Origin of the sequence: Nocardia sp. NBC_01388, assembly GCF_045040085.1 — a bacterium.
GTDB lineage: Bacteria > Actinomycetota > Actinomycetes > Mycobacteriales > Mycobacteriaceae > Nocardia.
The window spans coordinates 6,272,349-6,287,336 of sequence record NZ_CP109553.1; the positions used below are offsets into that span (position 1 = coordinate 6,272,349).

13 protein-coding genes and 1 tRNA gene are annotated in these 14,988 nt (G+C 65.2%); 6 read left to right on the top strand and 8 right to left on the bottom strand.

Going from position 1 to position 14,988, the window contains the following annotated elements:
• The first annotated feature begins 69 nt into the window (after window positions 1–69).
• Window positions 70–154, top strand: a tRNA-Ser gene (locus tag OG716_RS30240).
• Window positions 155–349: 195 nt separating this feature from the next.
• On the opposite strand, the gene OG716_RS30245 is transcribed toward OG716_RS30240, so the two are convergent.
• Window positions 350–2,005, bottom strand: coding sequence for a hypothetical protein (locus tag OG716_RS30245; RefSeq protein WP_405133914.1), 1,656 nt, complete (start codon window positions 2,003–2,005; stop codon window positions 350–352).
• A 97-nt stretch (window positions 2,006–2,102) separates the two neighbouring features.
• Between OG716_RS30245 and OG716_RS30250 the strand changes: the two genes are divergently transcribed.
• Window positions 2,103–3,725 (top strand): cytochrome bc complex cytochrome b subunit, encoded by a 1,623-nt coding sequence (locus OG716_RS30250; protein WP_405133915.1) that lies wholly within the window; start codon window positions 2,103–2,105, stop codon window positions 3,723–3,725.
• Between the two features lie 95 nt (window positions 3,726–3,820).
• Here OG716_RS30250 and OG716_RS30255 read toward each other — a convergent pair whose 3' ends face one another.
• Window positions 3,821–4,030: a DUF397 domain-containing protein gene (locus tag OG716_RS30255; protein WP_327143173.1), complete on the bottom strand. Its 210-nt coding sequence runs from the start codon at window positions 4,028–4,030 to the stop codon at window positions 3,821–3,823.
• 393 nt (window positions 4,031–4,423) lie between these two features.
• Between OG716_RS30255 and OG716_RS30260 the strand changes: the two genes are divergently transcribed.
• The 3 genes from OG716_RS30260 (at window position 4,424) to OG716_RS30270 (ending at window position 6,768) form a co-directional block, all read left to right on the top strand.
• A complete protein-coding gene (locus OG716_RS30260) occupies window positions 4,424–4,918 on the top strand; it encodes a DUF309 domain-containing protein (protein WP_405133916.1) in 495 nt (164 codons plus the stop codon).
• A gap of 106 nt (window positions 4,919–5,024) precedes the next feature.
• Window positions 5,025–5,939, top strand: a complete 915-nt coding sequence (gene gluQRS, locus OG716_RS30265; RefSeq protein ID WP_405133917.1) for a tRNA glutamyl-Q(34) synthetase GluQRS — start codon at window positions 5,025–5,027, stop codon at window positions 5,937–5,939.
• A 52-nt stretch (window positions 5,940–5,991) separates the two neighbouring features.
• Complete coding sequence (locus OG716_RS30270) at window positions 5,992–6,768, top strand: RDD family protein (protein WP_405133918.1); 777 nt, start codon at window positions 5,992–5,994, stop codon at window positions 6,766–6,768.
• A gap of 102 nt (window positions 6,769–6,870) precedes the next feature.
• Here the strand turns inward: OG716_RS30270 and OG716_RS30275 are convergent, their stop codons facing one another.
• Entirely contained in the window at window positions 6,871–7,476 is a 606-nt protein-coding gene (locus tag OG716_RS30275) for a DUF4190 domain-containing protein (protein WP_405133919.1), read from the bottom strand.
• A 64-nt stretch (window positions 7,477–7,540) separates the two neighbouring features.
• Here OG716_RS30275 and OG716_RS30280 point away from each other — a divergent pair, with 64 nt between their 5' ends.
• A complete protein-coding gene (locus OG716_RS30280) occupies window positions 7,541–8,311 on the top strand; it encodes a queuosine precursor transporter (RefSeq protein WP_405133920.1) in 771 nt (256 codons plus the stop codon).
• Window positions 8,312–8,359: 48 nt separating this feature from the next.
• Here OG716_RS30280 and tgt read toward each other — a convergent pair whose 3' ends face one another.
• The 5 genes from tgt to OG716_RS30305 all read right to left on the bottom strand — a co-directional run bounded on the left by tgt (window position 8,360) and on the right by OG716_RS30305 (window position 14,785).
• Window positions 8,360–9,610, bottom strand: a complete 1,251-nt coding sequence (gene tgt / locus OG716_RS30285) for a tRNA guanosine(34) transglycosylase Tgt (protein WP_405133921.1) — start codon at window positions 9,608–9,610, stop codon at window positions 8,360–8,362.
• A gap of 165 nt (window positions 9,611–9,775) precedes the next feature.
• The gene (locus OG716_RS30290) at window positions 9,776–11,719 is read right to left on the bottom strand and encodes an ABC transporter ATP-binding protein (protein WP_405133922.1); all 1,944 of its coding nucleotides are present in this window, start codon (window positions 11,717–11,719) and stop codon (window positions 9,776–9,778) included.
• Window positions 11,716–13,449, bottom strand: a complete 1,734-nt coding sequence (locus OG716_RS30295; RefSeq protein ID WP_405133923.1) for an ABC transporter ATP-binding protein — start codon at window positions 13,447–13,449, stop codon at window positions 11,716–11,718. The genes OG716_RS30290 and OG716_RS30295 overlap by 4 nt, the downstream gene beginning before the upstream one ends.
• Window positions 13,450–13,525: 76 nt before the next feature.
• The gene (locus tag OG716_RS30300) at window positions 13,526–14,041 is read right to left on the bottom strand and encodes an Rrf2 family transcriptional regulator (protein ID WP_327143164.1); all 516 of its coding nucleotides are present in this window, start codon (window positions 14,039–14,041) and stop codon (window positions 13,526–13,528) included.
• A 156-nt stretch (window positions 14,042–14,197) separates the two neighbouring features.
• Window positions 14,198–14,785, bottom strand: a complete 588-nt coding sequence (locus tag OG716_RS30305; protein WP_405133924.1) for a TetR/AcrR family transcriptional regulator — start codon at window positions 14,783–14,785, stop codon at window positions 14,198–14,200.
• Window positions 14,786–14,988 lie beyond the last annotated feature (203 nt).

Consider the following 14,988-nt stretch of genomic DNA (forward strand, 5'->3'; position numbering starts at 1 on the left):
CCGGCCGGAAACGACCGCGGAAGTCCGCGATTTGCTTTCGGCGGGGGGGCAGCCGGTATATTGCTCGACGGAGGATTCGCCTAGTGGCCTATGGCGCTCGCCTGGAACGCGGGTTGGGTTAACGCCCTCAGGGGTTCAAATCCCCTATCCTCCGCTCACGAAGGCCCCGCCCGGACTCAGTCCGGGCGGGGCTCGGTATTTTCGGCCTCCGCTTCGCTGCGGCGGGGTCGCGGCCCCTGGTCCCGGTTCTTCCCTCCCTCCGCTCCTCCGCTTCCCTCCCTCCGCTCCTCCGCTGCGCTCCCCCGCTCCACTCAGTCCAGAACCGGGACGGCCGCGACCTTTGAGCAGTTCACGGGCTCGCGGACTCTCGTAGCGAGGAAGTGACCTCTGACAGCGCCACATTCAGCAGATCGGCGTAGTCGTCGAGGTCTGGCAGCACTGCCGGGTCGGCGTGCACGGAGATCGTCACGGTGTCGCCGAGGCCGTGGACGCCGTGGGTCAGGTGCATGACCGAGCCGAGGCCCGGGAAGCCCGCGGTGAAGCGCACCCGGCCGGCGCCGAAGGACAGGTCGGCCGGGCCGCGGTGGACGCTGGACAGCACCGTGTGACCCGAAACTCGTTCGGGGAGAGACCCGATCGGATAGTGAGTCACGTCACCGTGCAGCACCCGGGCGGGCATGGCGTCGGCTACCCGCGAGCGAGCCTCCTGCAGTGGATGTTGCGCGCGCTCCCTGCGAACCGCCAGCTCGGCCGCGATCAGGTCCGCGCGGCGCGACAGCATCGGTTCGTGCACCGCCAGATCCACGGAGAGATCGGAGTAGCTGTTGCGGGCCCGGCCCGACGCAGCAACCGCCATCGGAATCTGGGCCAGCAGCGTCTCAGCAGGCTCAGTGCGCCCATCGACGGACTCAGTTCGCTCGCCGACGGACTCGGTTCGCTCGCCGACGGACTCAGTTCGCTCGCCGACGGACTCAGTTCGCACGCCGACGGACTCAGTTCGCACGCCGACGGACTCGGTGCGCTGCGCGAGATAGCGCTGCAGGGCAAGCGAGATGGCGGTCGCCGCCACCACGGTCACGGTGTAGCCGGGGACCCGCAGGGCCTCGGCATCGTGGACGAGCATGCGCACCGCGTGCGCACTCGGGGACGAGCCCCCGCCGTTCAAGAGATTCGGCGGTGCGCCCGGCGGGGGCGGCGACACCGCACCGGCCGCGGCGAGGTCGGCCAGCCGCCGCTCCGCACGAAATGCGGCCACCCCGCGAATCACGGTGCGCGCCATATCGATAGGCACGACCGGCAGCGCCGCGGCGGTCGCCGTCCAGCCGTCGATCGGCACACCCGCGATCGCGCCGCTGGGAACGACCCGGCGCACGGCCCGCCGCGCCACGCCCTCCAGCGCACCGCTGATGCCTGCCACCGCAGCACCGATGCCTGCCGGCGCGGCCCGCGCGAGCGAGGCCGCGTCGAATCCGCCCGGTGCAGAGGAGATCTCGAGCTCACCGCCCGACGCGGACTCGGAATCGGTGGTGGCGGGCTCGTCGAACAGCGCGCGGGCGAGGGCGGCGGCGCGGCGGCCGTCGGCCAGGGCGTGTGAAAGTTGCAGGACCACTACGAGAGCGGGCTCGCCGGGAGCGAAGCCCGGTGCGCCGGTGACGCCCCGGAAGGTGTGCAACCGCCAGGGGCGGTGCGCGGCGCGGACTCCGGTGCCGAGCAGGTCACCCAGGGCGCTCGTCACGTCGGCCCAGGTGGCGTCCGGCAACTCGTGGTCGATGAACTGGTCCGGTGTGAATTCACAATTCGCCCAAATCGGATACGCAATGTTTGCAGGAGCATCCAGCACGCGCACCAGCAAATCCGGAATACCGGCAACCCGGACGGCCACTTCCGCCCGGAGGCGAGCCGTGGACCTGCCGGTGTCCGCGAAGCAGTAGAGCAGGAAGAGGTCGTTGCGGGTGCGGGCGGACAACCAATACATGGTGGCGTCCCGGGGCGCCAGGGAATTCACTCCCGGAGCCTATCGAAAGCCGCTACAGGCCAACCCGTCTGGGTGCTACCGTGTGTAGTAGAAGCCTTACCATCTCTTCGGGGGCGGGTGACCGCAAATGGCAACTCGTAATCGTCTGGCCGAACAGGCCGACGCAGCGGATGAGCGGTATCAAGCCGCCGCATTCCTCAAAAGGTCCATCAATAAAGTCTTTCCGACCCATTGGTCGTTCCTGCTCGGTGAAATCGCGCTCTACAGCTTCATCATTCTGCTGCTCTCCGGCGTGTATTTGACCTTGTACTTCGATCCGTCCATGAAGGACGTGGTCTACAACGGCGACTATCAGCCGCTGCGCGGCGTCACCATGTCGCGCGCCTACGAATCGTCGCTCGGCATCTCCTTCGACGTCCGCGGCGGACTGTTCGTGCGCCAGGTACATCATTGGGCCGCACTACTTTTCAGCGCCTCCATGATCATCCACCTGTGCCGCGTCTTCTTCACCGGCGCATTCCGCAAACCCCGCGAGGCCAACTGGGTGATCGGCTCGGTGCTGCTGATCCTGGCCATGTTCGAGGGCTTTTTCGGTTACTCGCTGCCCGACGATCTGCTCTCCGGCACCGGACTGCGGGCCGCCTTCGCGGGCATCACCATGAGCGCGCCCGTCATCGGCACCTGGCTGCAGTGGCTCATGTTCGGCGGTGACTTCCCGGGCACCATCATCATTCCGCGCCTGTACATCGCGCACGTGCTGCTGATCCCCGGAATCATGCTGGCGCTCATCGCCGCTCATATCGCCCTGGTCTGGTACCAGAAGCACACGCAGTATCCGGGCCCCGGGCGCAGTGAGCGCAATGTGGTCGGCACCCGCATCGTGCCGGTGTTCTCCCTGGACCAGGGCGCGTTCTTCGCCTTCACGCTGGCGGTGCTGGCCCTCATGGGCGGGCTGCTGCAGATCAATCCGATCTGGAATCTGGGGCCCTACAACCCCTCTCAGGTCTCCGCCGGCACCCAGCCGGACTTCTACATGATGTGGACCGACGGCTTCCTGCGCCTCTTCCCGGCCTGGGAGCTGCACCTGTTCGGCCATATGGTGCCCGGCGCCTTCTCCGTCGCGATCGCCATGCCGGTCATCTTCGGCCTGCTCATCGGCTATCCGTGGATCGAGAAACGCCTGACCGGCGATCGCGCCCGGCACAATCTACTGCAGCGACCGCGAGATGTGCCGGTGCGCACCGCGATCGGCGCCATGTCGCTGACCTTTTATCTGGTGCTCACGCTGGCCTGCGTCAATGACATCATCGCGCTGAACTTCCACATCTCGCTCAATGCCACCACGTGGATCTTCCGCATCGGGCTGCTGATCGCGCCCCCGCTGGCCTACTTCGCCGCCTACCGGCTCTGCCTGGGCCTGCAGCGAGGTGACCGCGCGGTGCTCGAGCACGGCGTCGAAACCGGTGTGGTGCGGCGACTTCCGCACGGTGAGTACATCGAGCTGCATCAACCGCTGGGACCGGTGGACGCGCACGGGCATCCGGTTCCGCTCGAATACCAGGGTGCGACGGTGCCGCGGAAGATGAACCAGCTCGGCATTGCCGGGCGGCCGGGCACCGGCGGCTTCTTCCGCGCCGATCCGGCCGAGGAGCGGGATACGAACGCGGCCGTGGAGCACGAGGCCGAGCACGCGCAACTGGCGGTGCTGCGGCGGGTGCAGCACGGGGGGAATGGAAGCGAGGACCACTGAAACCCGCTGCCGCACAGGCGAGCTACAACCACCACGTGCGAAAAAGCCCCGAGTCGACGACTCGGGGCTTTGTTTTCTCGGTTCAGCCGGCCTGCTCAGGCCCGGTTGAACTCGCCGTCCGAAACACCGGCGAGGAATGCGTCCCACTCACCCGGAGTGAAAGCCAGGCTCGGCCCGTGGCCGCGTTCCTTGCTGTCACGAACCCCGACATTGCCATCTACGAGAAAAGCCACCTCTACGCAGTTGCCATTGGGTCCGCTATGTTTGCTCTTGCGCCAGACGGCGCCTGTGTAATCCGCATTCACGGTTCTAGCTCCTTCGTTTCGTCAAGCGTGAGTTCTTGCTGGCATCGATCTTGGTGGCAATGGGATCCATGGAGATTCGCGAATCCCTTGTACTCCCGAGGTTGCACGCAACCTCTCCGTACAACCTGCTCTCTGCACTTCACGATGGGAATGCACCCCCGCTGGCCGTTCCCGGGCTAAACCCTAGCAGGGTTCGTCATTAGGAGATCGCATTCTTTCGTTTTCAATCAGCAAATACATAGCAAGGATAGCCAGCTAATTATTAGCCTAAAGATAGCCGCCTCTCGAAACGCATGAATGATAAAGATCGCAATAAAGTTGTCGGTTTGTTTGCGGACCTTTTGGCTAACTCCTGGTCGGACGCCGAGCGCGGCATCCGGGAAGATGGACTTCATGGCCGACCCCACGCAGGACGAGAGCGCTCGCGACCGCGACGACGACGGGCGGGCGCGGAATGCCCGGCCGCGTGATCGCTTCGGCCGCCCCCTGCCCTTCGGCAGTATCGGGGTGCCACGCATCCCCGATGATCTCCAGCTGGAGCCCGACGAGACCCTCGACTACGCACAGCGCCTACTCGACGACGGTCTCCCCTTCAACGCCCACGAGGTGTTGGAGGCGGCCTGGAAGCAGGGGCCGTTCGCCGAGCGGATGCTGTGGCAGGGACTGGCCCAGTACGCCGTTGGCCTGACCCACATTCAACGCGGAAATTCCAAGGGCGCTCGCACACTTCTGGAACGCGCGATTCACCGTCTCACCGCCTTCGGACCGCCCCCGTACGATATCGACACCCCCGGTCTCATCGCCCGCGCGAACGCGATACTCGCTGCTCTGGACCAGGAAAAGCCGCTAACGGACGACGACCTGAGCCCCCGCCTGCGGCTTCGCTGAATACACACGGCAACTGCTATTTCGCATCGTTTGTGTGCACCCGCAAGAGTGCGAAGGACCGTAAGTGCCGCGAAGTTTGCGAAGGTTGCGCCTAGCATGGACGACCGTGTCCGGATTCGGAAGATTCGCACCCAGTCCCTCAGGTGACCTGCACCTGGGGAATCTCCGCACGGCAGTGCTGGCATGGCTGTTCGCACGCTCCACCGGACGCGGTTTCCGGCTCCGGATGGAGGATCTGGATCGAGTGAAACCCGGTGCGGCGGAACGACAGTCGGCGGATCTCGCCGCGCTCGGACTGGACTGGGAGCCGCCGGTGGTGTGGCAGTCGCAGCGCCTGCCGCTCTACGACGCTGCCATCGCCGAGCTGACCGCGGCCGGGCGCACCTACGAATGCTTCTGCACCCGCAGGGAAATACAGCAGGCGGTGACCGCGCCGCACGGACCGATGGGCGCCTATCCGGGCACCTGCCGCGCGCTCACCGACGCCGAACGAGCGGAACAACGCGCCGCGGGCCGACCAGCGGCATTACGACTGCGGGCCGATATCACCGAACTGGTCATCACCGACGAGTTGCTCGGCAGCTACCGCGGCGCCGTCGACGATCTGGTGCTCCGGCGCGGCGACGGTTCGCCCGCCTACAACCTGGCCGTCGTCGTGGACGACGCCGACCAGGGCATCGATCAGGTGGTGCGCGGCGACGATCTGCTGGCTTCCACCCCACGTCAGGTCTATCTCGCCACCCTGCTCGGGCTGCCGATACCGCAGTACGCACATGTACCGCTGGTGCTCAATACCGCCGGGCAACGGCTTGCCAAACGCGACGGCGCGGTCACCCTGCGCGATAGAATCGCACTCGGCGAGACCCCCGACCAAATATTGAACGCGCTCGCAACCTCATTGGGTTATCCCACCGCAACCACAATTGCGCAGCTGCTCACGCAATTTCGCCCCGAGCGGCTGCCCCAAGAACCGTGGACACTCGACCCGAACGGCTTGTTGCAACCCAGTTCGGGTCCGTAACGTACGCACTCGACCAGACCCCGAACGAATTCGACGAGGACGGCACAGACAAATGACAAGCGGTGGGTACGACCCCAACCAGTATCCGCAGGGCGGCCAGCCGTATGGGCAGCCGTACCCGCAGGGCCAGCAGCAGCCGTACGGCCAGCAGCCCCAGCAGCCGTACGGGCAGCAGCCCCCGTCGGATCCGTACGGACAGCAGCCGCAGCAGCCGTACGGCCAGCAGCCGCCGTCCGATCCCTACGGTCAGCCGCAGCAGCCGGGCTACGGCCAGCAGCCGCCGCAGTTCGGCCAGTCCGATCCCTACAACCAGCAGCCGCAGTTCGGCCAGCAGCCGAGCTACCCCGGCCAGCAGCCGTACCAGCCGTACGGCCAGCAGCCTCCCGGGTTCGGCGGCGGGGGCGGCGGCTCGCAGCCCGGTGACCTGTGGCTGCGCTTCGCGGCCCGCTTCATCGACGGTCTGATCTTCGGCATCGTGGGCGCGATCGTGTACGTCCTGCTGCCCAGCTCGATCGTGCTGGTGTGGGACATTCTGTTGCCGCTCATCACCTTCGGCTACTTCGTCTTCATGGAGACGCAGCAGGGCGGCCAGACCCTCGGCAAGAAGATCCTCGGCCTGCGGGTCCTCGGCCCCGGCGGCGCACCGCTGGATCCGGTCACCTCGGCCAAGCGCAACCTGTTCGTCGCGATCCAGTTCATCCCGTGCCTCGGCACCCTGGTCAGCATCGGCCTCGCGATCTATATCGCGGTCACCATCGAGCAGGACCCGAACAAGCAGGGCTGGCACGACAAGTTCGCCGGCGGCACCCAGGTCATCAAGACCAACTGACGCTGCCCCGAACAATAGAAGCGGGTGCGCCTCCTCACCGGAGGCGCACCCGCTTTGTTTTGCCCGGACGGCGAATTCGCTTGCCGGGGCGGTGAATTCGGCTCAGGTGGAGGGCGCGCTCACGATCCCGCCGATGAAGAGCGCGAGGAGCAGGATGCTGATCGCGATACCGGCCGCGCCGATCCAGATACCGCCCAGCGCCAGCCCGCGTCCCTGCTGACCGGAATTCTTCACCTGGTTCAGCGCGACCACGCCGAGAATCAGCCCGATCAGGGGCGCGATCGGCAGCAGGAAGCAGAAGAAGGCCAGCGGCACGCCGACGATCGAGACGATCAGCGCGGCAATGGCCAGACCGTTGGTATTCGACGACGGCTGTTGATAACCGTACGGCTGATATCCGGGCTGATAACCGTACGGAGGTTGTCCCGGCGCCTGAGGGGGCTGTGGATAGCCGCCCGGTGTGGCCTGTGGATAACCGCCGGAACCCGGCTGTTGATAGCCGGCGGCCGGATTCGGCTGCGGCGGAGGATAATTCGGATACTGCGACTGCGACTGCGGAGTCAGCGGCGATTGCTGTGGATTCGGAGCGGAGGAGTACCCGAACGGTGGCGGCGTCGCCTGGTGCGGCGCGGAAGACGGGGTCTCGGGCGCGGCGCCCTCACCCCCGTACTGCTTCCACCACTCGTCGGAATCCCCGGATTGCGTCATGAGGTTCAGCCTAAGGCACCCCACCAGCCCATACCCATCGATCATTCCGGGGATACTTCTCCGCGTGAGCGATACGAAAACGGTCGATTCGGACCGATCTGGAAGCCCCGCGCCGGAGCACGCAGCATTTGCGACGGCCGCGGGGGGCTACTACACGCAGGTGGTCGTGATCTTCACGGCGGTTCTGCTGATCTCCAATATCTGCGCCACCAAGGGCGTGCAATTCTTCACCCACAACCACCTGTCCGTCGGCCCGGTCACCATCCTGCCGCTGACCCTGGACGGTGCGTTCTTCCTGTTCCCGCTCGCGTACGTGATCGGCGACATCCTCAGCGAGGTCTACGGCTTCCGCGCCACCCGCCGGGCCGTCTACTACGGCTTCGCCATGTTGGTGCTGATGATCGCCTGCTTCTGGATCGCCATCGAGATGCCCGCCGGCTCGCTCGGCGACAGCACCGACTCGTTCCGCGTGGCGCTGAGCAAGACACCGCAGCTGGCGCTCGCCGGAGTGTCCGGGTACGTCGTCGGACAGTTCCTCAACTCGGTGACCCTGGTGCTCATCAAGGAGCGCACCAAGGAGAAGCACCTGTGGGCACGGCTGCTCGGTTCCACCGTGGCCGGCGAGATCGGCGACACGCTGGTGTTCTGCTCCATCGCCGCGACGGCCATCGGCATCAGCACCTGGGGCGATTACATCAACTATGTGATCGTCGGCTTCGTCTGGAAGACCGGCGTCGAGATGATGATCCTGCCGATCAGCTACCGCTGCATCGCATTCCTCAAGAAGCGCGAACCCACCTACGCACCGCGTGAGCGAGCGGCGATCTTCGAGTAGAACGACGGCATCGGCCGGGATCTGCTGCGCTGCTGTGGATCCCGGCTCTCAGACGTCTTCGGGGGCTTTGAGGCGGCCGCGCCACTGGCCGAGGAATTCGGTTTTGTAGTCCTGGAAGTACCCGCCGTCGATGCTCTCCCGAATGCGGTCCACCAGGCGAACGGTGAAGCGCTCGTTGTGGATTGTGCACAGCGTGGAGGCCAGCATCTCCTTGGCCTTGAACAGGTGATGCAGGTAGGCGCGGGTGTAGTTGGCGCAGGTGTAGCAGTCGCAGGTCTCGTCGATCGGCGTGAAATCGCGTTTGAAGCGCGCGGTATTGATATTGAATCGGCCCGGCTCCACGTAGATGGCGCCATTGCGCGCCACCCGCGACGGGTTCACGCAGTCGAAGGTGTCCGCGCCGTTCTCGACCGCGGTGAACATATCCTCCGGCTCGCTGATGCCGAGCATATGGCGCGGCTTGTGTTCCGGCAGTTCATCACAGCACCACCCGACGATGGTGCCCAGATTGTGCTTCTCGAGCGCGCCGCCGATGCCGTAACCGTCGAATTCCGTTCCGGCACTGCCGCGCAGCGCTTCCAGATCACGACATGCCTTGCGGCGCAGGTCTTCGTACTGCGCGCCCTGGATGACGCCGAACAGCGCCTGATACGGGCGGTGCGCACGCGCGACGGTCAGGCGTTCGTGCTCGTCGATGCAGCGTTGCGCCCAGCGCCGGGTGCGCTCGAGCGACTCCTCCTGATAGCCACGGGTATTCATGAGCGTGGTCAGCTCGTCGAACGCGAACATGATGTCCGCGCCGAGCTGATGCTGAATGCCCATGGACACCTCGGGGGTGAAGCGGTGCTTCGAGCCGTCCAGATGGGAGCGGAAGGTGACGCCGTCATCGTCCACATGGGCGAGGCGCTCCTTACCCTTGGCGATCACCTGATCGTTCTGCACGCCCACGGACTCCATGGCGAGCACCTTCTTGAAACCCACGCCCAGCGACATGACCTGGAAGCCGCCGCTGTCGGTGAAGGTCGGCCCGGGCCAGTTCATGAACTTCGACAGGCCGCCCGCCTCGTCGATGACGTCGGAACCCGGCTGCAGATACAGGTGATAGGCATTGGACAGCAGCGCCTGCGAACCCAGTTCCTTCATGGTCTCCGGCAGCACCGCTTTCACGGTTGCCTTGGTCCCGACGGGGATGAACGCCGGGGTGGCGATCTCCCCGTGCGGGGTGCTGATCAGCCCGGACCGGCCGTGGTGGCCTTCCAGACGGGTACCGACCTTGAAGGAGAACTCGGGCGAAGACACCCGCCCATCCTCGCACTCTCGCCTCCCCGGACCTCGAGCGCACGGCTCGGGTGCCGTCGGCAGTCATGCACGCGTGCTGCCGGTTGGGTGCCCAACCGATTTCGGGGGTACCCGGGGGAGTTACCCCTACCCCACGAAATCAGTTGTCACCTTTACTGCCTATTGTCAGGATTTGCCGAGCGAGACCGATTCGTCTTCTTCTTCTTCGATGGCGGCGGCGAATTGCGCCCGGTAGAGGCTGTAGTAGGCGCCGCGGTGGGCGAGCAGGCGCTCGTGTGTACCGGTCTCGACGATCTTGCCCTTCTCCATGACCACGATCAGATCGGCATCGCGGATCGTCGAAAGACGGTGTGCGATAACAAAACTCGTGCGGTCCCGGCGCAGCGCCGCCATGGCGTGCTGCACCAGCAGTTCGGTGCGGGTATCGACCGAGCTGGTGGCCTCGTCCAGGATCAGGATGGACGGCTTGGCCAGGAAGGCGCGCGCGATGGTGATGAGCTGCTTCTCACCGGCGCTGACGCCGGAGCCCTCCTCATCGATCATGGTCTCGTAGCCGTTCGGCAGCGCGTGCACGAACCGGTCCACGTACGCGGCCCGCGCGGCGGCGATGATGTCGTCCTCGGAGGCATTCGGATTGCCGTAGGCGATGTTCTCCCGAATGGTGCCGCCGAAGAGCCAGGTGTCCTGCAGCACCATGCCGATGCGAGAACGCAGGCGATCACGCGAGATTCGGGTGATATCCACCTCGTCGATGGTGATCGCGCCGGAATCCACCTCGTAGAAACGCATGAGCAGATTGACCAGCGTGGTCTTGCCCGCACCGGTCGGCCCGACGATGGCCACCACATGCCCGGGCTCCGCGACCAGCGACAGATCGTCGATGATCGGGGTCTCCGGCGCGTAGCGGAAGGAGACGTTCTCGAAGGCCACCCGCCCGCGATCCAGCGGCCGCGAATCCTCGACCTGCGGATCGGGCACCTGCTCGTCGGCATCGAGAATCTCGAAGATCCGCTCGGCCGAGGCCACGCCGGACTGCAGCAGATTGATCATCGAGCCGATCTGGGTGAGCGGCTGGGTGAAACCACGCGAGTACTGGATGAACGCCTGCACCTCACCGAGGGACAGATTGCCGGACGCCACCCGCAAACCACCGACCACGGCGATCAGCACGTAGTTCAGGTTTCCGAGGAACATGATGGCGGGCATGATCAGGCCGGAGATGAACTGCGACTTGAACGACGCGTTGTAGAGCTTGCCGTTGGTCTCGTCGAAACGCTCGCCGACCTCGCGCACGCGGCCGAAGGCACTCACCACCTCGTGCCCGGTGAAGGCCTCCTCGACCTGGGCATTGACCTGGCCGGTCAGCTTCCACTGATCCACGAAGTGCGGTTTGGAACGCTTGGCGATCGTCGCGGTGACAATGATCGCCAGCGGCACGGTGAGCAGTGCGATCACCGCCAGCAGCGGCGAGATCCAGAACATCATGATCAGGATGCCGATCACCGACAGCGCGGAGATGAGCAGCTGGCTCATGGTCTGGTTCAGCGACTGCGCCATATTGTCGACGTCATTGGTGACGCGGGAGAGCACGTCACCGCGCGGCGACGAATCGAAATAGCTCAGCGGCAGGCGATGGATCTTCTCCTCGATCTCATTGCGCAGCCGCTTGATGGTCCGGTTGATGACGACATTCAGCAGGAACGCCTGCAGCCAGCCGAATACCGCGGCGCTGATGTAGAGCGCCAGCACGATGGACAGCACATGGCCGACGGCCGAGAAGTCCACGCCCGTACCGGGAATCACGTTCATGCTGGCGAGCATGTCGGCGAAGGTGGAGTCGCCGCCGGCGCGCAGCTGCTCGACCGCCTGGTCCTTGCTCATGCCCGCGGGCAGCTGTTTGCCGACCACACCGTCGAAGATGAGGTTGGTGGCATTACCGAGAATCTGCGGGCCCAGCGTATTGAGCACCACCGAGGCCACGGCCAGCACGAAAACAATGGATAGGTATAGGCGTTCGGGCGCGAGCCGGTGCAGCAGGCGCTTCAGCGACGGGCCGAAGGATTTCGCTTTGGCATCCGGCGCACCGGGATTGACTGCTCCGGGCCTCATCGGACCTCCTCCGCACTGAACTGCGACTCGACAATTTCCTTGTACTCGTTGCAGTCCTGCAGGAGTTGTTCGTGCGTGCCGATGCCCGCCATGGCGCCGTCTTCCAGCACCACGATCTGATCGGCCTCGCGGATGGTCGAAATCCGCTGCGCCACAATGATTACCGCCGCATCACGAGTTTCCGGGCGCAGCGCGTCCCGCACCCGCACATCGGTCGAGACGTCGAGCGCGGAGAAGCAGTCGTCGAACAGGTAGATGCGCGGCCTGCGCACCACCGCTCGGGCAATGGCCAGCCGCTGTCGCTGACCACCCGATACGGTCGTACCGCCCTGTGCGACAGGGGTTTCCAGCCCCTGCCCCATTTCCCGGACGAAGTCGGCGGCCTGCGCTATCTCCAGGGCGTGCCACAGTTCCTCATCCGTCGCGTCCGGCTTGCCGTAGCGCAGATTCGAGGCGATGGTGCCGGAGAACAGGTAGCCCTTCTGCGGGACCAGGCCGATCTGATCGCGCAGCAGCTCCAGATCGATATTCCGCACGTCGGTGCCGCCCACCAGCACCGCGCCGTCGGTGACATCGATGAGCCGGGGAATCAGATTGATCAGCGTGGTCTTGCCCGCACCCGTCGCACCGACGATCGCGGTGGTGGTGCCGGGCCGCACCTGGAACCGAATCGACCGCAGCACAGCCTTTTCCGCGCCCGGGAACTTGAATTCCGCGAAGGCGAAATCGACGATCCCGGGATCACCCTGGAACGGCTGGGGATGCTGCGGCGGCTGCACCGAGGACTCGGTCTCCAGCACGCCGCCGATGCGCTCGGCCGATACCGCGGCGCGCGGCGCCATCATGGCAAGGAAGGAGGCCATCATGACCGCCGTCAGGATCTGCATGATGTACGCCAGCATCGCGGTCAGCGAACCGATCTGCAGCGTCCCGTCATTGATCTCGTGGCCGCCGAACCAGATCACGCCCACCATGGTCACATTCGAGATGAGCATGACCAGCGGGAACATCATCGCCATATAGCGGCCGACATACAGCGACTGCTCGGTCAGATCCTTGTTGGCGACACCGAAGCGCCAGGTCTCCTGCCGCTCGCGCACGAAGGCGCGGACCACGCGGATACCCGTGATCTGTTCGCGCAGAACGCGGTTCACCGCATCGATACGCGTCTGCATGCGCCGGAAGCCGGGCACCATGCGGGTGATGATGAAACCCATCGCCAGCGCCAGCGCCGGCACGGCGATGAGCAGCAGCCAGGACAGCCCGGCGCCCTCACGCAGCGCCATCACAATGCCGCCCACGCACATGATCGGGGCCATCACCAGGATGGTCGCGCTCATCAGCACCAGCAGCTGCACCTGCTGCACGTCATTGGTATTGCGGGTGATCAGCGAGGGAGCGCCGAACACGCCCACCTCGCGGGCGGAGAAGCCGCCGACCCGGTGCAGCAGACCCGCACGCATATCGCGGCCCGCGCCCATGGCCGCCTGCGCGCCCAGATATACGGAGACGGACTGGGCGACGATCTGCACGCCGGTCACGGCGAGCATCATCAGGCCGGTGCTCCAGATGTAGCCGATATCCCCCTTGGTGACGCCGTTGTCGATGATGTCGGCGTTGAGGGTCGGCAGGTAGAGCATGGCGATGACCGAGATCAGCTGAAGCACGACCACCCCCGCCAGCTGCTTGCGGTAGGGCGCCAGGAAGGTGCGCAGAAGTCGAATCAACATGATGTTGGCAGGTTACCGCCATCGCGGGAGGACGGGCGCGAGGTTTTTCGGCCCGTCCGACATCGCCCAGGTCACATCAGATGTTCGGTTGGTCCAGGTCCTGCCACTGGGTGGAGACCGGGCCGCCGGTGCCGCGCGAGCGCCGTGTCCAGGCGTCCGGATCGTGCAGCAGCTCGTCCAGGAAGGACGGCAGTAGATCATTGGCGATATCGGCGACCGTCACCCGCTCGAGCACCGCGCGGATATTCACGCGCAGGCCGATCCACACCCGCTGCAGCGGTTCCGCGGCGCCGGCGTACTCCACATCCTCGGGGCGTTGCCCGCGCACCGAGGCGAGCGGACCCTCCACGGCGCGAATCACATCGGCGATGCTGATCTCGCCGGCCGGGCGAGCCAGGCGGTATCCGCCGTCGGGGCCGCGGCGACTGGTGACGAGTTTTCCGCGCCGCAGATCCGCCACCACCGACTCGAGCACCTTCGGCGGAATGTCCTGCGCACTCGAGATGGCATCGGCCTTGACCGAATCCGATTGCGCCTTAGCGATTTCCACGAGGGTGCGCACCGCGTAATCGACCTTCGCGGTGATGTGCACTGAGCCGCCTCCCCGGAACTTCTGCGCACGGCTCGGGTGCCGTGAACAATCATGCACGCGTGCCTGCGGTCGTGTGCCAAACCGATTTCGGGCGAGTTACCCGGCCCTCACGAAATCAGTTGGCACCTTCGCAAAACGCGGCGAAACCGGGTAATACTATCGCCCCGGATTCAGCACGCCCAGTGCGGCATTCAGCAGGACACTCTCGATCAGCTCTTCGGGGGCATTGGGCACACTTTCCTTGGACATCAGTGCCGCGCCCAGCACCTGCATGGCGGCGGCCGCGCGCAGTATTTCCTCATCGCTGGCGCCCGGGCCCGCGAGCCAGGTATTCATGCGGCGGCTCAGCTGGATCAGGTCCGGATATCGATCGCCGAGCGCATTGACTATGGCGACCGTGTCACGCATGCATAGCGTTCCCGCGGCCCGATGACCCAGAATGGAGCGCAGGTGATCGGTCAGCACCTCGCGCACGGTCTGCGGCGAATGCGGAATTTCGTCGAGGCTCTCCACCGTCGAACGCAGGTCGTCGAACATCGGCTCGATTATTGCCACGAGCAGATCGACCTTCGAGGCATAGTGATAGTAGAGCGAGGCTTTTGTGATTCCCACCGCATCGGCAACCTCGCGTAGGCTGCTCTGTTCAAAGCCTTTGCTGGTAAATAACTGAATCGCGGCGTCTCGGATCGCGTCTTTCGTGCTTCTACCTGCGACAACAGTTCCTGCAGCACCTCGGCCCACCATGGGTCCATCCTCTCACCACGCCTCGCAGCGCGAGTCACGCCGATCAAGTCGAGGTTGTTCCTCCGCTTATTCCCTGGGTAGTCTACCTACCGCACGGTAGGCAGAAGTATGACGTGAAGGCGAGGAGCTGAAAGCTCCCGCGGCAGGGCTGTCTACGCGCTCACACGCACTTGTGGAGTTTCAAAACAACCATCGCCCCGAAA

Excerpts from the sequence above, each read along its gene's own strand:
- OG716_RS30250 (WP_405133915.1), top strand. The coding sequence starts at position 2,103 with ATGGCAACTCGTAATCGTCTGGCCGAACAGGCCGACGCAGCGGATGAG.
- OG716_RS30260 (WP_405133916.1), top strand. The coding sequence starts at position 4,424 with ATGGCCGACCCCACGCAGGACGAGAGCGCTCGCGACCGCGACGACGAC.
- OG716_RS30270 (WP_405133918.1), top strand. The coding sequence starts at position 5,992 with ATGACAAGCGGTGGGTACGACCCCAACCAGTATCCGCAGGGCGGCCAG.
- OG716_RS30275 (WP_405133919.1), bottom strand. The coding sequence starts at position 7,476 with ATGACGCAATCCGGGGATTCCGACGAGTGGTGGAAGCAGTACGGGGGT.
- OG716_RS30290 (WP_405133922.1), bottom strand. The coding sequence starts at position 11,719 with ATGAGGCCCGGAGCAGTCAATCCCGGTGCGCCGGATGCCAAAGCGAAA.
- OG716_RS30295 (WP_405133923.1), bottom strand. The coding sequence starts at position 13,449 with ATGTTGATTCGACTTCTGCGCACCTTCCTGGCGCCCTACCGCAAGCAG.
- OG716_RS30305 (WP_405133924.1), bottom strand. The coding sequence starts at position 14,785 with ATGGTGGGCCGAGGTGCTGCAGGAACTGTTGTCGCAGGTAGAAGCACG.